This is a genomic window from Actinokineospora auranticolor (genome assembly GCF_041897805.1).
GTDB classification, from domain to species: domain Bacteria; phylum Actinomycetota; class Actinomycetes; order Mycobacteriales; family Pseudonocardiaceae; genus Actinokineospora; species Actinokineospora auranticolor.
This window is the reverse complement of the sequence record NZ_CP154825.1, coordinates 7,460,665-7,481,499: the sequence shown is the minus strand read 5'-3', so window position 1 is coordinate 7,481,499 and position 20,835 is coordinate 7,460,665. Positions and strand designations below refer to the sequence as shown.

The 20,835-nt window shown below is 72.0% G+C and carries 11 protein-coding genes; 8 read left to right on the top strand and 3 right to left on the bottom strand.

What is annotated here, in order from left to right; all coding sequences use genetic code 11:
• The first annotated feature begins 10 nt into the window (after positions 1 to 10).
• The 8 genes from V5P93_RS32545 to V5P93_RS32510 all read left to right on the top strand — a co-directional run bounded on the left by V5P93_RS32545 (position 11) and on the right by V5P93_RS32510 (position 12,327).
• A complete protein-coding gene (locus tag V5P93_RS32545; RefSeq protein ID WP_104478273.1) occupies positions 11 to 1,003 on the top strand; it encodes an aldo/keto reductase in 993 nt (330 codons plus the stop codon).
• A 433-nt stretch (positions 1,004 to 1,436) separates the two neighbouring features.
• Positions 1,437 to 1,757, top strand: coding sequence for a hypothetical protein (locus tag V5P93_RS32540; protein WP_146107966.1), 321 nt, complete (start codon positions 1,437 to 1,439; stop codon positions 1,755 to 1,757).
• Positions 1,758 to 1,840: 83 nt separating this feature from the next.
• Entirely contained in the window at positions 1,841 to 3,460 is a 1,620-nt protein-coding gene (locus V5P93_RS32535; protein WP_104478275.1) for a SulP family inorganic anion transporter, read from the top strand.
• Positions 3,457 to 6,177: a YbcC family protein gene (locus tag V5P93_RS32530; RefSeq protein WP_104478276.1), complete on the top strand. Its 2,721-nt coding sequence runs from the start codon at positions 3,457 to 3,459 to the stop codon at positions 6,175 to 6,177. Before V5P93_RS32535 ends, V5P93_RS32530 begins: the two co-directional genes overlap by 4 nt.
• Positions 6,174 to 7,397, top strand: coding sequence for a proton-conducting transporter membrane subunit (locus V5P93_RS32525; RefSeq protein ID WP_245931165.1), 1,224 nt, complete (start codon positions 6,174 to 6,176; stop codon positions 7,395 to 7,397). The genes V5P93_RS32530 and V5P93_RS32525 overlap by 4 nt, the downstream gene beginning before the upstream one ends.
• Positions 7,398 to 7,431: 34 nt before the next feature.
• Complete coding sequence (locus tag V5P93_RS32520) at positions 7,432 to 8,610, top strand: hypothetical protein (RefSeq protein WP_104478277.1); 1,179 nt, start codon at positions 7,432 to 7,434, stop codon at positions 8,608 to 8,610.
• A gap of 55 nt (positions 8,611 to 8,665) precedes the next feature.
• The gene (locus V5P93_RS32515; protein WP_374066596.1) at positions 8,666 to 11,788 is read left to right on the top strand and encodes an NACHT domain-containing NTPase; all 3,123 of its coding nucleotides are present in this window, start codon (positions 8,666 to 8,668) and stop codon (positions 11,786 to 11,788) included.
• Between the two features lie 20 nt (positions 11,789 to 11,808).
• Positions 11,809 to 12,327: a hypothetical protein gene (locus tag V5P93_RS32510; RefSeq protein ID WP_245931166.1), complete on the top strand. Its 519-nt coding sequence runs from the start codon at positions 11,809 to 11,811 to the stop codon at positions 12,325 to 12,327.
• Between the two features lie 6 nt (positions 12,328 to 12,333).
• Here the strand turns inward: V5P93_RS32510 and V5P93_RS32505 are convergent, their stop codons facing one another.
• The 3 genes from V5P93_RS32505 to V5P93_RS32495 form a co-directional block, all read right to left on the bottom strand.
• On the bottom strand, positions 12,334 to 12,513 hold the full coding sequence (locus tag V5P93_RS32505) for a DUF6104 family protein (RefSeq protein ID WP_104478279.1): 180 nt from the start codon (positions 12,511 to 12,513) through the stop codon (positions 12,334 to 12,336).
• A 70-nt stretch (positions 12,514 to 12,583) separates the two neighbouring features.
• On the bottom strand, positions 12,584 to 16,348 hold the full coding sequence (locus V5P93_RS32500) for a multifunctional oxoglutarate decarboxylase/oxoglutarate dehydrogenase thiamine pyrophosphate-binding subunit/dihydrolipoyllysine-residue succinyltransferase subunit (protein WP_245931167.1): 3,765 nt from the start codon (positions 16,346 to 16,348) through the stop codon (positions 12,584 to 12,586).
• 592 nt (positions 16,349 to 16,940) lie between these two features.
• The gene (locus V5P93_RS32495; RefSeq protein ID WP_104478342.1) at positions 16,941 to 20,762 is read right to left on the bottom strand and encodes an ABC transporter ATP-binding protein; all 3,822 of its coding nucleotides are present in this window, start codon (positions 20,760 to 20,762) and stop codon (positions 16,941 to 16,943) included.
• Positions 20,763 to 20,835: the final 73 nt, after the last annotated feature.

The following is a 20,835-nucleotide window of genomic DNA, read 5'->3' as shown; positions in this document are numbered from 1 at the left end:
GGTTGGAGCCATGGAGTACACCCACCTCGGCCGCAGCGGCCTGTCGGTTTCCCGGCTGGTCCTCGGCACGATGAACTTCGGTCCGCACACGACCGAACCGGACAGCCACGCCATCATGGACCGGGCGCTGGAGCTCGGCCTGAACTTCTTCGACTCGGCCAACGTCTACGGCTGGCAGCAGGGGGAGGGGATCACCGAGCAGATCATCGGCCGGTGGTTCGCCCAGGGGGGTGGGCGGCGGGAGAAGACGGTCCTGGCCACCAAGCTCTACGGCAGCATGGGGGACTGGCCCAACCAGAACCTGCTCTCCGCCCTCAACATCCGCAACGCGGTCGAGGGGTCCCTCAAGCGCCTGAAGACCGACTACATCGACCTCTACCAGATGCACCACATCGACCGCGCGACGCCGTGGGAGGAGATCTGGGAGGCGTTCACCGTCCTGCGCCAGCAGGGCAAGGTGCTCTACTTCGGGTCGTCCAACTTCGCGGGCTGGCACATCGCGCAGGCGCAGGAGGCGGCGCGGGACCGGCACTTCCTCGGGTTGGTGTCCGAGCAGTCCATCTACAACCTGCTGACCCGGTGGGTCGAGCTGGAGGTGCTGCCCGCCGCCAAGCACTACGGGCTCGGGGTCATCCCGTGGTCGCCGCTGCACGGCGGGTTGTTGGGCGGGGTTCTGCGCAAGCAGCGGGAAGGTGGTGCGGCGCGCGGGACGACCGGTCGTTCGGCCGACGCCCTCGAAGCGCACCGCGGCACCATCGAGGCCTACGAGAAGTTCTGCGCCGACCTCGGTGAGGACCCGGCGCACGTGGGGTTGGCCTGGCTGCTGGCCCAGGACGGCGTCACCGCCCCGATCATCGGGCCGCGCACGGCCGAGCAGCTCGACGGTTCCCTGCGGGCACTGGAGATCACGCTCGACGCGGACACCCTCGCCCGCCTGGACGAGCTGTTCCCCGCCCCCGGCCCCAACGGCGCCAAGCCCGCCCCGGAGGCCTACGCCTGGTAGTCCAGGACTGGAATCCCCCGATCCCGCACCGGGATCGGGGGATTCTCTTTGCGGTCCTCAAGGGACTGTGGGTAAGATTCGGCTAAATAGCGCCACTATCTCGTCAGGAATGGTCAAAGGGTCCGATCATCGGACCGGCGCGTTCCCATCATGCGGACCTGACAACAACCCTCTGCCGCCTCGGTGTCACCCCCGGTGACCGATCGGCCGGGCGCGCGACCAGCGCCGGGAGTCCGGTAATTCGGCAAAAAGGACATCCGCCTTGGGCGTTCCGAGACGCATTGTCACTTTGTGTTTAAACGCGAATACTGTCCACTTGACGGTGGTTCCGGCGTGCCGACATGATCGGTAAGTTCCTGCGCGCCAACGGCGGCGCATTCTGCGAATGGTCGAACTATTCGCGAGAGCTCTTTTGCGAGGGGGGTTGGTCAGCGTGCGCGCGCTCCGGGCACCCGCCATCCTCCTGTTCGCCGCCGTCGCCGTCCTGCTCGGCAGCAGCCCCGCGTTCGCCAACGCGGCCCACCACCACGCCGCGGCCGCCGAGCACACCGCCGCGACCCAGCACCCCGCGCTCCGCTGCGCCCAGACGGTCGCGGTCGAGCAGGAGCAGAACCCCCACCACGACCTCGTTCCGCCCGCCGAGAGCGACCCGTCCCGGTCACCGGGAGTGCGGGTCGCGGCCGGTCCGATGGCCATCCCGGCCGAACCGGACGGCGCGGCCTGGGGCGCGAGGGGACCACCCCGCACGCGCTGAACCCCGCGCGTCACCCCCTGCCCAACCCCGCCGCGCCGTCTGCGGCGAGGTGGTCCCGCCGTGCCCGAAAAAGGAAGATCGACATGTCGGAGCAAATCGACCAATCGGTTCGCAGACCGCTCGACCCACCCGCGAAGCGCTTTCCGGTCGGCGATCTCAAGTCCGGTTTCCTGGTCTCGCTGATCGCACTCCCGCTGTGCCTGGGTATCGCCCTGGCCAGCGGCTTCCCACCCGTTGCCGGCGTGCTCACCGCCATTGTCGGCGGCATTCTCGGCGGCCTGCTCGGCGGCGCCCCGCTGACCATCAAGGGCCCGGCCGCCGGTCTGATCGTGATCGCCGTCGGCGCGGTGCACGACCTCGGGCAGGGCGACCTGGCGGCGGGCTACCGGCGAGCGCTGGCCGTCGGCGTGGTCGCCGCCGTGATCCAGATCCTGTTCGCCCTGGTCCGCGCGGCGGGCATCGGCGTGGCCATGTCCCCGTCGGTCGTGCACGGCATGCTGGCCGCCATCGGCGTGATCATCATCGCCAAGCAGGCGCACGTGGTGCTCGGCGTGAAACCCAAGGCGGAGTCCCCGCTCGGCCTGCTCGCCGAGATCCCGCACAGCGTCGCGCACGCCAACCCGCTGGTCGTGGTCATCGGCGTGCTCGCGCTGCTCATCCTGTTCGGGCTGCCGCTGGTCAAGGCCCGGTGGAGCAAGGTCGTGCCCGCGCCGCTGATCGTGCTGGCCGTGGCCGTGCCGATCGGGCTGTGGCTGCACCTGTCGAGCCCGCACGACTACCGCTTCGCCGAGTCGACCTTCCACCTCGGCCCCGAGTTCCTGGTCAAGCTGCCCGGCTCGCTGCTCGACGCGGTCACCTTCCCCGACTTCTCCCAGGTCTTCAGCGGCACGTCGCTGCAGTACGTGGCGATGTTCGCGCTGATCGGCACCATCGAGTCGACGCTGACCGTGCTCGCCGTCGACTCCATGGACCCGGCCAAGAAGCCCTCGGACCTCAACCGCGACCTGTTCGCCATCGGCGCGGGCAACCTCACCTCGGCGTTCATCGGCGGCCTGCCGATGATCTCCGAGATCGTGCGCAGCAAGGCGAACCTGGACGCGGGCGCCAAGAGCCGCTGGTCCAACGTCTGCCACGGCGCCATCCTGCTGCTCTGCGTCGCGCTGATCCCCGGCCTGGTGCAGACGATCCCGCTCGCCGCGCTGGCCGCCATGCTGGTGTACACCGGTTTCCGGCTGGCGTCGCCGAAGGAGCTCGTGCACGTAGGCAAGCTCGGCTGGGACCAGCTCCTGCTGTTCCTGACCACCCTGCTGGTCACCCTGGCCACCGACCTGCTCATGGGCGTCGCCGCCGGTCTGGTCCTCAAGATCGCACTGCACCTGGCCCGGGGCGTGCCGCCGCTGGCGCTGCTGCGACCCCGGCCTCAGGTCACCCGCGACGGCGACGTGCTGCGGCTGCGCGTCCCCGGTGCCGCCGTGTTCCCCGCGCTGCTCCCGTTGCGCCGCGCCATCGCCAAGGCCGGGGACGGCGTCACGGAGGTGGTCGTCGACGTCCGCGACGCCGCGGTGGTCGACCACACCTTCCTCGCTCGCCTCGACCAACTGGCCAAGGAACTCCCCGACGCCACGCTGCGCGTGGAGGGACTCGAGGACTTGACCGCGGTGTCGAGCGACCCGCAATCGCTGCGCAGACGGCGGCGGTCATGAACGAACGCATCGCCGAACTGCTCGAGGAAGCCGCGCACCTGCTCCCCGAACAGGGACCGCTGCAGACTTTCGTGCACCACAACACCTTGCACGCCTTCGAACACCTGCCGTTCGCCGACGCGGTGGTGCGGGCGGGCGCGCTCTTCGGCGCCGAACCGTTCCCGTCCGAGGACGAACTGCACGGGTACGTCGTCGAGGGCCGCATCGCCCCGGCCGACCTGGACGCCGTGGTGGCCGCCGAGGTCGCCGACGACGGCGTGCCGGTCGTGCCGGGTGGTCCGACCCGCCGCCAGTTCCACGCGCGGCGGCTGCGGCACCTGGTCGTCGTGCCGCGCGGTCCCGCGCTGCGCTGGTTGTTGGCCGAATCCGGGGACCTGGGGCCGGTGTGGGCGGCGCTGCTGGCCGCCGCGCCGCGCGTCGTCCCGGCGGCCGACCCGACCCCGCGCCCCCGGGACCGGGTGCTGGCCGAGACCGGCGTCGACACCGACCGGCTCACGCACCCGGTGCTCACCCGGCTCGCCGCCGCTTTCCTCGACCAGGGCGTGGCCTACTGGCCGATGCACAACCGGGACAAGGGTTTCCTGGACGCCTTCCGCGGTCTCTACGGCCGCGCGGGCGGCCCGCCGGACCGGTTCCTGCGCGGGCTCGGGGACTGCCTGCGCGCGCAGTCCGATTGGGACGCCGAGCGCGTGATCGCGTGGGCGCTCACCGAACTGGACGTGCCGGAGCCGGAGTGGGGCGACGCCGTCCTCGCCACGCTGCTGTCCCTGCGCGGCTGGGCGGGCATGGTGCGGCAGTTCGAGACGCGGCCCGACCGCGCTCCGGTCGCCGCGCACCCGGCCCGGCTGGCCGACTACCTCGCCGTGCAGCTGACCCTGGACCTGTTCGCGCTCCGGCGCGTGCTGGCGAACACCACCCGGCACCTGGTCGTCGAGGTCACCGCGCGGCCGGACGTCGAGCTGGCGTACGAGGCGTTCGTGCTGGCCGAGCTGATGGGGGTCGACCCCACGCCCGCCCCGGCCGCCTGGCTGTCCCTGGTCGGCGGCTGCGACGAGGTCGAGCGCAGGCGGCTGCTGCACGCCGCCTACGAGCGCAGGCACCGCATCGGCGTGCTCGACGGGCTCGCCGCGCACCAGAACGTGTCCACACCGGACACGCCGCCGGTCCGGTTCCAGGCCGTGTTCTGCATCGACGAGCGCGAGGAGTCGCTGCGGCGGCACCTGGAGGAACACCACCCCGGCGCGGAGACCTTCGGGTTCGCGGGGTTCTTCGGCGTCGCGATGAACTACCAGGGCCTGCACGACGTCCGGCCGCGTCCACTGTGTCCGGTCGTGGTCACGCCGAACCACGACGTCCGGGAGCGGGCCGTCGCTCCGGCGCGGACGTTCGTGCGCCGCGCCCACGCGGGCTGGACCCACCACGTCGCCGTCGGCAGCCGCACCCTGGCGCGCGGCGGTGTGCTGAGCGTGGCCATGGGGGTGGCGGGGCTGTGCTCGCTCGTCACCCGCTGCCTGTTCCCCCGGCACGCCCACCGCTGGGCGCACCGGCTGGCGGGTCGGCACCCGGTGACCCGGCTGGAACTGGGCTACACCACCGACGAGATGGCGGGCATCGTCGGGACCGTGCTGCGCACCACCGGTGTGCTGGCCGCGCCCGCGCCGGTCGTGGTCCTGGTCGGGCACGGTTCGTCCAGCATGAACAACCCGCACGAGTCCGCGCACGACTGCGGCGCCACCGGCGGTGGCCGCGGCGGTCCCAACGCCCGCGCGTTCGCCGCCATGGCCAACCACCCGGAAGTCCGAAGTAGACTCGGTTTGCCGGAGGGTACCTGGTTCGTCGGCGCCTACCACAACACGTGCGACGACACCATGACCTACTTCGACGAGGACCTGGTCCCCGAACGGTTCCGCGCCGACCTGGCGCGCGCCCAGGACGCGCTGGCCGACGCCTGCGTGCTGGCCGCGCACGAGCGCTGCCGCCGCTTCGAGACCGCCGCGCCGGACCTGTCACTCGCCGACGCGCTCGCGCACGCCGAGACCCACGCCGTGGACCTCGGCCAGCCGCGACCGGAGTACGGGCACGCCACCAACGCCGTGTGCGTCGTCGGTCGCCGCTCCCGCACCCGGGGCCTCTACCTCGACCGACGCGCGTTCCTGGTCTCCTACGACCCCGCCGCCGACCCCGACGACGCGCTGCTCACGTCGCTGCTGCTCGCCGTCGGCCCGGTCTGCGCCGGGATCAACCTGGAGTACTACTTCAGCTACGTCGACCCGGCCCGCTACGGCTGCGGCACCAAGCTGCCGCACAACATCACCGGCCTGCTCGGCGTGATGGACGGGCACTCGTCCGATCTGCGCACCGGTTTGCCTTGGCAGATGGTCGAAATCCACGAGCCCGTGCGGCTGCTGCTGGTCGTGGAGGCCACCCCGGAGCGGTTGTCGGCGATCCTGGCCGCGCACGCGAACCTGGCCCGGCTGGTCGGCAACGGCTGGATCCAGCTCGTCGCGTGGACCGAGGGCAACGACATGCACCTCTACCAGGACGGCGCTTTCCAGCCGTACACGCCGGAAACGGCGGAGTTCCCGGTGGTGGAGCGCTCGTCCCAGGTCTACGCGGGCCACCGCGGCCACCTCGGCCCCGCGCACGTGCTGCCGGGCGCCCCGATCCCGGTCCCGGCGCTCGACTTCGTGCCGGGTTTCCCGCAGGAGGTCCGGTGACCGCGCTGCTCCTGGCGGCGGCGGGCGCACCGCTGCTGGCCTTCCTGGGACTGGGCGCGGTGATGTGGTCCGGTCGCGTGCTTCCGGAGTCCACTGTGTCCGGTGTGGTGATCGGCGCCTCGGTGCTGTCCGCCTCGGCCGGGACCGCGCTGGCCGTGCTGTGCGCCGTGCGCGGACCGGCCACGGTGGCGCTGGGTTCCTGGTTCCCGGGTTTCCCGTTGCTGCTCACCGCCGACCGGCTGTCGATCCCGATCGCCATCCTGGGCGCCCTGCTCGGCTGCCTGATCGGCGCGTTCTCGCAGCGGTACCTGCACCGCGACCCCGGCTACCGCCGCTTCTACCTGCTGCTCGCGCTGTTCGTCGCGGCGGTGGAACTGGTCGTGCTCGCCGGGACGCTGGACCTGCTGGTCGTCGGCTGGGAGCTGGCGGGCCTCGCCTCCGCGCTGCTGATCGCCTACTTCCACCACCGGCCGGGCCCGGTCGCGCACGGGCTCCGGGCCTTCATCACCTACCGGGTCAGCGACATCGGGCTCGTCGCGGCCGTCGCCGTGCACCACAGCGGCGGCAGCCCCGCCCTCGTCGGGTTGTTGTTGCTGTGGGCGGCCATGGGCAAGGCAGCGCAGCTCCCGTTCAGCGGCTGGCTACCGCGCGCGATGGAGGGACCGACGCCGTCCAGCGCGATCTGCTACGGCGCGGTGTCGGTCAGCCTCGGGCCGTACCTGTTGCTGCGCAACGGTGTGACCGGGCCCGCGGTGGTCGCGGTCGGTGTCGTCACCGCCGTCTACGCGACGCTCGCGGGACGGGTGCAGACCGACATCAAGAGCACCCTCGCCTACGCGTCGATGACCCAGATCGCCTTGGTCTTCGTGGAAGTCGGGCTCGGCTGGGACACCGTCGCCGTGGTCCACCTGATCACCCACGCGGTCCTGCGCAGCGGCCAGATCCTGCGGTCCCCGAGCCTGCTGCACGACCACCACCACCTGGAACAGGCCCTCGGCGGCCCCCTGCCGCGCACCGGCAGGCACTTCGAGCGCGTCGTACCGGAACCGCTCCGCGCTTGGCTGTACCGGTTCGCCCTGGAACGCGCCTACGTGGACGCGTTCCTGCTCGACCGCGTGATCGGCCCGCTGACCCGCGTCGGCCAACGCGCCGCCGCGGCCGACGACCACCTGGCGCGGAGGATGAGCGCCACCCGGCCGCCGGTCCACGCTGCGAACTGATCCCGCCGCACCGACCCACCTGGAAGAGACCTCGATGATCGCCCTGGTTCCCCTGGCCGCGGCCGCCCTGTGGCTGGCGGCCGCCGCCGTCGCGGGCCGCGCCCCGGACACCCGGTCGTCCCGCCGCGCCGCCACCCGCGTCGGCTCCGCCGCCGTCGCCACGTCGGTGCTGGGGCTGCTCCTCCCCGACACCGTGTCGACGTGGCAGGTGACGGCGTCGACGGTCGCGGTGAGCCTGGCCGGGCTCATGGTCGCCGCCATGAGCCCGGTCGCCACCCACACCCCCGCGGTGCTGGCGCGGGCGTTGGCGGTCGTGTCCATCTCTTGTGGACTATTGGCGTTCCGGGTCGACGGCGTCGACGTCCTGCTGTGGGCGGTATCGGCCTGGCTTGTGTGGTCGGCGCTACGGGGCCGCGCGGACGGCCTGGACCGGCTTTTCGTCGTCTACCAGGCCCCCGCGGTCCTGCTGCTCGGGCTGGGGGAGGTTCTGCCGGGCGCGCTGGGCGACGTCGTCACCACAATCGCCGTCGTGACGAGGCTGGCGGTCATCCCCCTGCACGGCTGGCTGCCCCGGTTCGTCGACCGTGCGCCGGTGGGTTTGGTTGTCGCCTTCGTGGTCACGCCGGTACCCGTACCGTCCGCTGTGGTCGGAATGTGGTTGGGCGCGGCGACCGCCCTGCTTGGCGCGCTCGTCGCCGTATCCCTGGCGGACGCACGGAAAGCCTTGGGATACCTGCTGATCAGCGTGCACGGACTCTTACTCGTCGGCGCCTCCCAGGCGGTGGTCGCGGTCAGCGCAGCGGCACTGACAATGACCGTCGGCGCCGTCGCGGCCCGCCGGGACGGCCTCCTCTACGGCACCCCCGGCGGCGACCTCGCCCGCACCCCCCGGCTGGCCTTCGCCTACCTGGTCTTCGGCCTAGCGCTCGCGGGCTTCCCCCTGCTCCCCGGCTTCGCCGACGAGCACCACTACCTGAACGCCGCACCCCCGCTCGTAGTGGCCTGCGCGATCGCTGCCATGGCCCTGGTAGGCATCACCGCCATGCGCGGCTTCCTCGGCCTGTTCACCCACGCCAAGGCCGTGACCGGCGAACGCGACCTGACCCCGCTGGAGAACTACGCCGTCGCCTTGGCGCTGGCGGTCCTGGCGCTGACCGGCATCGCCCCCGGCCTCCTGCCGAGCACACACGTAGAGGTCACCGCCGAGCGCTAGGCAACGCTTTCCCTGTGTGCTCCGATGACTACAAGGAGCACACAGGGAGGACGCCATCAGCGGTATCGAGGCAGCGGCGCTCAAGGTTGGGGCTCAGGTCGCGAGTCAGGGCGCGCGGTTCTGGTTGGGGCGGCGGCGCAAGGTGACCGAGCGCGAGTCCAGTCTGGCCGACCTGGTCGCCGCCGAGGTCGCCGGGCCGTTGGACCGGGTCAAGGCGGCGAGTCTGGTCGAGCGGATCGGATACGGCGTGGCCGAGCAGTTGGCGCCCCTGGTCGAGCAGCGGTTCGGCACGCTGCCGCCCAACGAGGTCGAGGCCGCGACCCTGGCCGTGATCGATGTGCTCGACGACGTCGACCTCTCCGACGACGGCCTGCTCGCCGCCGACGCGGACGCCGAGGCCCTGGCCAAGCAGGTGCGCGCCCAGTTCCCCGACCACGCGCGGGCTGCGGGCCTGTCCGAGGCGGCCCGCCCGCTGTACGAGCTCGCGCTGGACCAGGCCTGCCGCTACCTCGTGCAGGTCCTGCGCCACCTGCCGACCTTCCAGCCCCGCGCACTCTCGGCCGTGCTGGGACGGCTCTCCACGGTCACCGAGCAGCTCGACCTGGTCCTCGGCCGCATCCCGACCACCAGCCTCTACGCCCCGCGCGGCACGGACCTCGACGCGGACTTCGAGGCCGAGTACCTCCGCGTCCTGGCTACCACCCTCGACCGGCTCGAGCTGCTCGGCCTCCCCGGCGACGAGCAGCCCACCCTCGCGCTGACCGTCGCCTACCTGAGCCTGAGCGTCTCGGACGAGTTCGGCCGCCCGCGCCGCCGCCGCCGGGATAGCACCCCGCTGAGGTTCGACCACCTGGGCGGCGTCCCGGACCAGACCGACGGCATCCCGGTCGAGTCCGCCATCGGCAAGCACGACCGGGTCCTGCTGCGCGGCGACGCGGGCTCCGGCAAGACGACCCTGCTGAGCTGGCTCGCGGTCCGCGCCGCCCGGCGGGAGCTCGGCGGCGCCCTGGCCGAGTGGAACGGCCGCGTCCCGTTCTTGATCCGCCTGCGCAGCCACGCCACCGGCCGACTGCCCGGCCCGGAGGACTTCGCGCGGGACGCGGCGCCCGGGCTCGCGGCGGTCATGCCGGAGGGCTGGGCGCACCGCCTGCTGCTGTCCGGCCGCGCGGTCCTGCTGGTGGACGGCGTCGACGAGGTCCTGCCCAGCCGCCGCCGGGCGGTGAAGAACTGGCTGCGCGACGACGTCCTCGCCGCCTATCCGCGGGCCCGCGTGGTGATCACCGCGCGCACCGCCGCCGCCGACCGCCGGTGGTTGGCCGCCGAGGGCTTCACCACGGTCACCCTCGAGTCGATGAGCCCCGCCAACGTCATCGCCTTCACCGACCGCTGGCACCGCGCCGCCGAGGCCACCGGCACCCACCTCGACATCACGGCCGCCGAGTGCCGCCTGCGCACCCAGCTGGAACGCAGCCACCTGCGAGAGCTGGCCGCGACCCCGCTGCTCTGCGCGATGCTGTGCGCGCTGAACCTGGCGCACCGCGCGGAACTGCCGCGCAACCGCATGGACCTCTATGCCAAGGCCCTGTCCATGCTCCTGCACTTCCGCGACGCCGAACGCGGCATCGCGGGCCTGCTGTCCGACACCGAGAAGCGCGTCCTGCTCCGCGACCTGGCCTGGCGCCTGACCCTGGCGAACCGCATCGAGTTCACCACCGAGCGGGCCTTGGAGCACCTGTCCACCAAGGTGCGCGCCATGCCGAACGTGTCCGAGGCCCCGGCCGCGCTGCTGGAGCACCTGGTGGAGCGCAGCGGGGTCCTGCGCTCCCCGGCCCCGGGCCAGGTGGACTTCGTGCACCGCACCTTCCAGGAGTACCTCGCCGCCGACGAGGCGATCCAGCAGCACCACGTGGACACCCTGATCGGCAACGCGCACCTGGACACCTGGTGGGACACGGTGATCATGGCCTGCGGCCACGCCACCGCCAAGCAGGCCGACGACCTGGTCACCGGCATCCTCGACCACGCGGAAGCCGAGGCGGAGCACTCCCGGCACCTGCGCCTGCTGGCCGCCGCCTGCCTGGAGACCATCCAGGACATCGCCAGCGAGACCCGCGACCGGGTCGACACGATGATCCGGCGCACGCTGGTCCCGCCAAAGGACCTGCGCGAGACGAAATCCCTGGCCGCCATCGGCCACCGCCTCCTGGGCTACCTGCCCAGGTCCCTGGACGAGTTCCCGGAGGCCACCGCCGCCGCCGTCGTCCGCGCGGCCGCGCTGACCGGTGCCAAGGAGGCGCTGCCCCGGCTGGCGGGCTACGCCGGGGACCCGAGGTACCAGGTCCAGCAGGAGGTCACCGCCGCGTGGAAGTTCTTCGACCCGGCCGCCTACGCGGATGAGGTCCTCGCCGAAGCCCCCCTGTTCGACGGGTGGATCAGCGTCACCTACCGCAGGCACCTGCCCCACCTGCACCGGCTCCGCAAGCTCACCAGCGTGGACGTCCGCCTGGACCTCAACCAGGGCCTGGAGAGCCTGCACGACCTCCAGGACGTCCGCCTGCTGAACCGGCTGTGGCTGCGCCTGCCCGCGCGGGCCACCTGCGACCTCGAACTGCTCACCGGGCACACCGGGCTGGAAAGCCTGCTGATCTGGGGGAAAGCCGAGGTCGTGGGCGTGCGGGCGCTGGCGGAGCTGGCCGGCATCGAGGACATCGGCGTCGCGGGGTGGCCCGCGCCCCTGTCGGCGTTCGGGTGCCTGCCCAGGCTGCAAACCCTGCGGTTGCTGGGCCGCCAGCGCTACGACCTGGCGCTGGAGCCGCTTCCCGGCGTGGTCCAACTGATGATCAACAGAAACCTGGCGGGCTGGATGGACCTGGACCTGCGCGCGCACTTCCCGGACTTGCGGCACCTGAGCCTGGTCGGCCTGCGCGCGCCCGCGCTCGACCGGCTGGCGGCGGTGGACCTCGTCAGCCTCAACCTGCACGGCTGCCGCGACATCGCCCTCGCGCCACTGCGCGAACACCCGACCCTCGAGTCGCTCGGTCTCACCGGGCTCAAGACCGTCGTCGACCTGACCGCGCTGGCGGGCCTCGACTGGGAGTTCCTCCTCGACCGCCAAGGCGAGTTCAAGGGACGCGAGGGCCTCGGCCCCCGCGTCCGGCTCTCGACGGCCTACTACTAGACCGGGCGTAGGGTCGGCACGTGGTGGGGGCACTGGTGTTCGGGTCGCGAGCCGGGTTCGGCGTGGAGTTCCACGTCGACCGGGACCCGGACCTGCTGTGCGTGGACCTCTTCGTCGGCGGGATCCACGTGGACGCGCGGGACAACGCGTTCTACCCGCCGCTGTTGGTCAAGAAGCTCAAGGACGAGCTCGGCCGTTTCCGCGCCCCGACCGCGCGGCCCGCGGACCTCACCTCGTCGCCGTTGGCGGCGTTCCGCATCGCTGAGGACTGGACGTACGACGACACCAAGGCCGGGGTGGAACTCGCGGCGCACCGATTCCTGGAGTGGGGCGAGTGCACCGATGACGTGCTCGCTTTCGCCTTCCCCGACGGGGACCGGATCCACCTCACCTGCCGGGTGTACGGCGACGAAGACCCGCGGGCGTCGACGGTGAGCCGAGCGTCGCTCGTCGAGACGCTGGAGCACAGTCTTGTTGTCGCCGAACGCGAATGGTCCGCGCGGCTCGCCATCCGCCTGCGGGCCAACGACACCCCGTAGCGCCGGTCAGTCCTCGAAATCGTCGTCGTCGCGGGCCAGGAAGGTGGCCAGGCGCTCGACGGCGGTCTCGAACTCCGGGTTGTTGTCGACGAAGGCGCGCATGCGGTCGGCCAGCCACGCGAGGCTGACCTGGTCCTCGCCGCGTCGCTCTTCCAGTTCTTCGATGCCGCGGTCGGTGAAGTACACCGGGTTCTCCTGGTAAACGGGGCGGGGCCGCCGGACGAGGTGTCCAGCGGCCCCGGCCGTGCGTGCGTGGTTACTCGAAGGCCTTCTCGATCAGCGAGCGCTGCTCCAGCTCGTGCACCTTGCTCGACCCCGCGGACGGGGCCGACATCGGGCGGCGGGAGACGCGGGTGATCCGGGTCAGCCGGTCGGGGAACAGCTCCGGCAGCGCCAGGCCGTAGAACGGCCACGAGCCCTGGTTGGCCGGTTCCTCCTGCACCCAGCGGATGTCGGCGGCGTTCGGGTAGCGGTCGAAGATCGCGCCGATCTTCTTCTGCGGCACCGGGTACAGCTGCTCGATCCGCACGATCGCGGTATCGGTCTGGCCGCGCTTCTCCTTCTCGGCGGCGAGCTCGTAGTAGAGCTTGCCCGAGACGAACAGGATCCGGGTGACACCGGCGGGGTTCGGGCCGGTCGGGTCGTCGATGACCGACTGGAACCGGGTGTCGTCGATGAAGTCCTCGACCGGGCTGGTCGCGGCCTTGTTGCGCAGCATCGACTTCGGCGTGAACACCACCAGCGGCCGCTGCACGCCGTCGAGGGCGTGCCTGCGCAGCAGGTGGAAGTAGTTCGCCGGGGTCGAGGGCACCGACACCGTCATCGAACCCTCGGCGCACAGCTGCAGCCAGCGCTCGATGCGGCCCGAGGTGTGGTCCGGGCCCTGGCCCTCGTGCCCGTGCGGCAGCAGCACGACCACGTCGGACACCTGGCCCCACTTGGCCTCGCTGGAGGAGATGTACTCGTCGATCACCGACTGGGCGCCGTTGACGAAGTCGCCGAACTGCGCCTCCCACAGCACCAGCGCGTCCGGGTTGGCCACCGAGTAGCCGTACTCGAAGCCCAGCGCCGCGTACTCCGAGAGCGCCGAGTCGTAGACCATGAACTTGCCCTGGTCCTCGGACAGGTTCTGCAGCGGCAGGTACTCCCGGCCGGTCTTGCGGTCGATGACCGCCGCGTGCCGCTGGGTGAACGTGCCGCGCCGCGAGTCCTGGCCCGCCAGGCGGACCGAGCGGCCCTCCAGGGTCAGCGACCCGAACGCCAGCAGCTCGCCGTAGGCCCAGTCGATGCCGCCCTCGCGGACCATCTTCGCCCGCCGCTCCAGCACCGGCTTGACCCGCGGGTGCGCGGTGAAGCCCTCCGGCAGGTTGACGTGCGCGTCGGCGATGCGCTCCAGCACCGAACGGGGGACACCGGTGGACAGCTTCGTCGGGACCTGCTGCTCGCCCTCCACCGACGGGCTCGGCGAGATCGGGTGCTTCTCCAGCTCCCGCACCTCGTTGAACACGTGCTCGAGCTGGCTGGAGAAGTCCCGCAGCGCCTTCTCGGCCTCCTCGACGGAGATGTCGCCGCGGCCGATCAGCGCCTCGGTGTAGCCCTTCCGCACGCTGCGCTTGGTGTCGATGATGTCGTACATGCCCGGCTGGGTCATCGACGGGTCGTCGCCCTCGTTGTGCCCGCGGCGGCGGTAGCAGACCAGGTCGATCACGACGTCCTTGTTGAAGGACTGCCGGTAGTCCATGGCCAGCCGCGCCACCCAGTAGCAGGCCTCCGGGTCGTCGCCGTTCACGTGGAACACCGGCGCCTGGATCATCTTCGCCACGTCCGTCGCGTACTGCGACGACCGCGAGTGCTCCGGCGCGGTGGTGAACCCGACCTGGTTGTTGATGACCACGTGCACGGTGCCGCCGGTGCGGTAGCCGCGCAGCAGCGCCAGGTTCAGCGTCTCGGCGACCACGCCCTGACCGGCGAACGCGGCGTCGCCGTGCAGCGCGACCGGCAGCACCGAGAAGCCGATGCCGCTGGCGTCGCCCTTGTTGAGCAGGTCCTGCTTGGCCCGGACGATGCCCTCCAGCACCGGGTCCACGGTCTCCAGGTGCGACGGGTTCGCGGTCAGCGAGACCTTGGTCTCGCCGTCGCCGAACATCCGGAAGTACTTGCCCTCGGCGCCGAGGTGGTACTTCACGTCACCGGAGCCGTGCGCCTGGCCCGGGTCCAGGTTGCCCTCGAACTCCTGGAAGATCTGCGAGATCGGCTTGCCGACGATGTTGGCCAGCACGTTGAGCCGACCGCGGTGCGGCATGCCGATGACGACCTCGTCGAGCTCGTACTCGGCGGCCTTGTCCAGCAGCGTGTCCAGCAGCGGGATGACCGACTCGCCGCCCTCCAGCGAGAACCGCTTCTGCCCGACGTACTTGGTCTGCAGGAAGGTCTCGAACGCCTCGGCGGCGTTGAGCTTGGAGAGCACGTACTTCTGCACCGCCGCCGGGGGCTTCTCGTGCGCGACCTCCACCCGCTCCTGGATCCAGCGGCGCTCGGCCGGGTCGAGGATGTAGGTGTACTCGACGCCGACCGTGCGGCAGTAGGAGTCGCGCAGCACGCCGAGCACGTCGCGCAGCTTCATCCGCTCCTTGCCCGCGAACCCGCCGGTCGGGAACTCGCGGTCGAGGTCCCACAGCGTCAGGCCGTGCGAGAGGACGTCGAGGTCCTCGTGCTTGCGCTGGCGGTAGTTGAGCGGGTCGGTGTCGGCCATCAGGTGGCCGCGGGTGCGGTAGGCGTCGATCAGGCCGATGACCCGCGCGGTCTTGTCGACCGGGCCCTCGGCGAAGTCCTCCATCCAGCGGATCGGCTCGTAGGGGATCCGCAGGGAGGTGAAGATGTCGTCGTAGAAGCCGTCCTCGCCCAGCAGCAGGCGGTGGATCTCGCGCAGGAACTCGCCGGACTCGGCGCCCTGGATGATCCGGTGGTCGTAGGTGGACGTCAGCGTGATGATCTTGCTGATGCCCATCTCGATCAGCGTCTTCTCGCTGGCCCCCTGGAACGGCGCGGGGAACTCCATCGCGCCGACGCCCAGGATGGTGCCCTGGCCGATGGACAGCCGCGGCACCGAGTGGTTGGTGCCGATGCCGCCCGGGTTGGTCAGCGAGATCGTGGTGCCCGCGAAGTCGTCGGTGGTCAGCGCGCCACCCCTGGCCTTGCGGATCAGGTCCTCGTAGGCCTGCCAGAACTGCTGGAAGGACATGCCCTCGCAGCCCTTGATGGAGGCCACCACCAGGTTGCGGCTGCCGTCCTTGCCGGGCAGGTCGATGGCCAGGCCCAGGTTCACGTGCTCGGGGGTGACCGCGAACGCCTTGCTGTCGGCCTCGGCGTAGTGCCGGTTCATGTTCGGGTACGCCTCGAGCGCCCGAACCATCGCGTAGCCGATCAGGTGGGTGAAGGAGACCTTGCCGCCGCGGGTCCGCTTCAGGTGGTTGTTGATCACGATGCGGTTGTCCGCGAGCAGCTTCGCGGGCACCGACCGCACGCTGGTCGCCGTCGGCAGCGACAGCGACGCGTTCATGTTCTTCGCGATCGCCGCCGCCGCGCCGCGCAGCGGCTTGCGCTCCTCGCCACCGGCCTTCGCCGGGGTCGCGGGCTTGGCGGGCGCCTTGTTGTTGGCGGGGGCCACCGGCTCGGCGGACTTCGCGGGTGCGGCCGAGGCCGTCGCGGGGGCGGTGACCGCCGGGGCCGTCGTCGCCTTCACCGCGGCGGGCTTGCCGTTGCCGCTGCCCGCGGCCGCGCCACCGGTCGAGGTGCCGCCCGCGGACTGGGCGGTCTTGCTCGTGGTCTGGCTGGGCTTGCTCGTGGCGGACTGGGCGCTCGCCGTGGCCGTGCCGCCCTTGGCCCCCGCCTTGTCACCGGCGGCGGTCTTCGCCTGCGCCGCTCCCTGGGTGGCGGCCCGTGGTGTGGGCTTGTAGTCCGCGAAGAAGTCGTGCCACGCGGGGTCTACCGACGACGGGTCGGCGAGGAACTGCTCGTACATCTCCTCGACGAGCCACTCGTTTGCACCGAACTGGGACGCAGGACTGCTGGACACGGCCGACTCTCGCCTCTATCCATCTCGATCTCGTGGTGAACACACTCAACGTCAGGCTAGTCCCCCGGTCAGGACGTTGGTTACTCAACCAACCGGCCGTGTTCGAGGTCATGTGTGCCGCTGGTTACTGTACCGATCGAGGAACCGATCATGTGCGCTAAGCGCGCGCCCCGCAGCCTCGCGGAACCCGCTCGTACGCCCCGGGTTCCGCGGGAATTCACCCACCTCGGTGATCGCCGAACGGTCGCCCAAAGGTCGCCGCCCGAACGCCCAACCGCGAGGAACGGCCGCCGAGCGGCACCCGCCTCGCCCGTCGAGACACCCGCCCCGCCGAGCGGTCCCGCCCGAACCCCCGCGCACGGGTTTCCCACGGCCCCAACACCCTTCCGCTCGACGCCGTCACCATCGACGGTCCGTACCGGCATTTACGCATTGTGCGCAAGACACCGACCGTGAGCACTTCCGGACCCGCGCTCACCGGTGCGCGATTTGTTGGTTACCCATCGGGAGAAAGGGCATGCGGATCTCTCGACGGCTTTCATAACTCGCCCGGCGAAACCCCGGCCCTGGGCGCTTGGTCGACGGTCTCACCGGCGAGGTCCCGCGGCGCCGGGTCCATGGTTCCCAACTCCCACAGGCGCGCGTAGCGACCCCGGGCCGCCAACAGCTCGTCGTGGGTGCCCTGTTCCACGACGCGCCCCTGGTCGAGCACCAGGATCCGGTCCGCCCGGGCGGCCGTGGCCAGCCGGTGGGCCACGACGAACGTGGTGCGCGCGCCCGCCAGGTGCGCGCTGGCGCGCAGCACCGCGGACTCCGTCGCCGGGTCCAGCGCCGCCGTGGCCTCGTCCAGCAGCAGGATGTCCGGGGCCACCAGCTCCGCCCGCGCCAACGCCACCAACTGCCGCTGCCCGGCGGACAGCCCCTGCCCGCGCTCGCCCACCGGGTGCCGGAACCCGTGCGCCAGCGTCGCGACCATCGGCAGCGCCCCCACGGCCCGCACCGCCGACTCCACCTCGGCGGGTGTCGCCCCCGGCGCGCCGTAGGCGACGTTGCGGGCCAGGTCGCCGGTGAACAGGTGCGCCTCCTGCGGCACCACGCCCAACCGGCCCCGGTAGCCCGTCGGGTCGTACTCGCGCAGGTCGACGCCGTCGACGAGGACCGCACCCGAGGTGGGGTCGTAGAAGCGGGCGATCAGCTTCACCACCGTGGACTTGCCCGCCCCCGTCGCCCCGACCAGGGCCACCGTCTCGCCCGCGCGGACCCGCACCGAGAGCCCGGACACGGCGGGCTCCGTCGAGCCCGCGTACGTGAACCCGACGTCCCGCAGCTCCACCTCGCCCCGCAGGTGCGCGGGCACCGCCACCGGCGCCCCCGGCGGCGGCACCGACGTCGGCGTGCGCAGCAGCTCGGAGATCCGCAGCAGACCGACCCTGGCTTGCTGGTAGCCGTCGAACACCCCGGACAGCTGCTGCACCGGTGCGAAGAACAGCCCCAGGTACAACAGGAACGCCAGCAGCACGCCCGGGCTCAGGTCGCCATCGGCCACCCGGTTCGCGCCCACCACCAGCACCGCCGCCTGGCCCAGACCCGACAGCATCGACACGAACGGGAAGTACGTGGCGATGTAGCGCTGCGCCCGCAGCCGGGTGCGCCGGTAGGAGTCGCTGCGCTCGGCGAAGCGCCGCGCCGAGACGTCCTCCCGCGTGTACGCCTGCGCCACCCGCAGCCCGGACACGTTCTCCTGCATGTCCGCGTTGACCGCGCTCACCTGCTCGCGGGCCTCCGCGTAGGCCACCGACGACAGCCGCTGGAAGATCACCGTCGCGACCAGCAGCACCGGCAGCACGGCCAGCGCCACCAGCCCCAGCGACAGGTCGGTGGCCAGCAGCGCGACCGTGACCGCCAGCACCGTCAGCACGCTGGCGATCGCCGTGGTGAGCCCGGTTTGCAGGAACGTGGACAGCGCGTCCACGTCCGTGGTCATCCTGGTCATGATCCGACCGGCCATCTCGCGCTCGTAGTAGTCGAGCCCGAGCCGCTGCAGGTGGGCGTAGCTGCGGACGCGCAGCAGGTACAGCAGCCGCTCACCCACCCGCGCCGTCAGCACGGTGGTCGCCGCCGTGTTCAGCCACATCACCACGACCAGCACGGCCGCCACCACCGTCGCGGTGACCAGCGCGGCCCCCGACCCGGTCAGCACCCCGGAGTCCACCCCGTGCCGGAACAGCGCGGGCAGCGCCACCGAGGTCACCGAGTCGAGCACCACCAACCCCAGCACGAGGGCCAGCGCCCACCGCGCGGGCCGCAGCAGCCCCCGCAGCCGGAACCCCGGGTCCGGCGCCGTCGGGTCCTCGCCGTGCAGGTCCGGCACCTCCCGCGCGGGCGGCAGCGCCCGCACCCGCGCCAGCAGGTCCTCGGTCGGCGGGAGGCCGCCCAGCGCGTCGCTCGTGCCACCGCCCATCCGCCCGCCGCCACCGGCACCCGTCATCCGGCCGCCGATCGAGCCCGCCACCCGCGCCGTGGCCGCCGTCGGCTCCGGCTCCACCTCGGCGGGCCACAGCGCGGCGGTCACCCCGTCCGGCCCCGGCACCAGCTCGGCGGCCGAGCGGGCGCCCGGTTCCTCGATCGCCTCGCCCGGCCCCGACAGCAGCGACCGGAACAGCGCGCACCGCGCGTTCAGCTCCGCGTGCGTGCCCACGTCCACGACCCGGCCGCCGTCGAGCACCGCGATCCGGTCGGCCAGGGCCAGGGTGGACCGGCGGTGCGCGATCAGCAGCGTGGTGCGCTCGGCGGTGACCGCGCGCAGCGTCTCGTGGATGGCCGACTCCGTGGCCGTGTCCACCGCCGAGGTCGCGTCGTCGAGCACCAGCACCCGGGGGTCCGACAGCAGCGCCCTGGCCAGCGCCACCCGCTGCCGCTGCCCGCCGGACAGCGTCAACCCGCGCTCACCGACCACCGCGCCGTAGCCGCCGGGCAGGGCCGCGATGAACTCGTGCGCCTGCGCCGCCCGCGCCGCCGCCTCCACCTCGGCGTCGGTCGCCCCCGGACGGCCGTAGGCGATGTTCGCCCGGACGCTGTCGGAGAACAGGAACGCCTCCTCGAACACCACCCCGACCGCGCCGCGCAGCGACGCCATCCGCAGGTCGCGCACGTCGACACCGCCGACCCGGACCACGCCGGACTGCACGTCGTAGAAGCGCGGCAGCAGCAGCGACACCGTCGACTTGCCCGACCCGGCCGTGCCCACCAGCGCCAGCGTCTCGCCCGGCGACACCCGCAGGCTCACCCCGTCCAGCACCGGCTCGCTGCGCGTGTACCCGAACCGGATGTCGTCGAACTCCACCGACACCGGCCCGGCGGGCACGTCCACCGCGTCCGGCTTGTCGGTGACGTCGGGTTGTGAGTCGACCAGCTCGTACACCCGCTCCACCCCGGCCCGCGCCAGCTGGGCGTTGACCAGCAACCCGGCCAGCAGCCGGGTCGGCCCGACCAGGTTCGCCACGTACCCGGCGAAGGCCAGGAACGTGCCCAGCGTGACCTGGCCGTTGAGCGCCAGGTAGCCGCCTAGGGCCAGCACCCCCACCTGACCGGCGGCGGGCATGGCCACCAGCGTCGCCGCCGGTCGTGAGGTGAGCGCCGCGGCGCGCATCCGCTCGGCGAAGAGCTTGCGCGCCGCCCGCTCCAGCCGGGTGATCTCCCGCGCCTCCTGGCCGAACCCCTTGACCACGCGCACGCCCGTGACCGTCTCCTCGACCCGCTGCGCCACGTCCGCCGCGCTCTGCTGCGCCGCCCACGTCGCCGGGAAGAGCCGGTTCCGGCTGCGACTGGCCACCACCGCCACCACGGGCGTCACCACCAGCGCCACCACCGTCAGCAGCGGCGAGAGCCACAGCATCGCCGCCAGCGCCATGAGCGCGAACACGACCGTGCCCACCGACAGCGGCACCATCATCAGCAGGCCCTGCACCAGTTGCAGGTCGGTGATCGACCGGGACACCACCTGCCCGGTGCGCAGCGCGTCCTGCTTGCCGCCGTCGAGCCGCTGCACCGCGCCGAACACCGCTTGGCGCAGGTCGTGCTGCACGTCCAGGGCCAGCCTGCCGCCCAGGTACCGGCGCAGGAACGCGCTGCCGAAGGTCAGCACCTCCAGCCCGGCCAGCGCCACCACCAGCCAGCCCAGCCGGTCGGTGCGGCCCGCGACCGCGTCGTCCACCACGAACTTGACCAGCAGCGGGCCCGCCGCCTGGAAGCCGACGCCGACGACCGAGGCGACCAGCGAGAGCAGCACCAACGAGCGGTGCCGCCAGCACGCGGCGCCGAGTCGGCGGATCCAGCCGGGAGAGCCGGGAGAGGAAGTCACGTGGTTCAGGTTAAGCACGGGGTGGTGGGCGCGGGCAAATCATCCGCGCCCTGTGGACAACTCGGGCCTATGT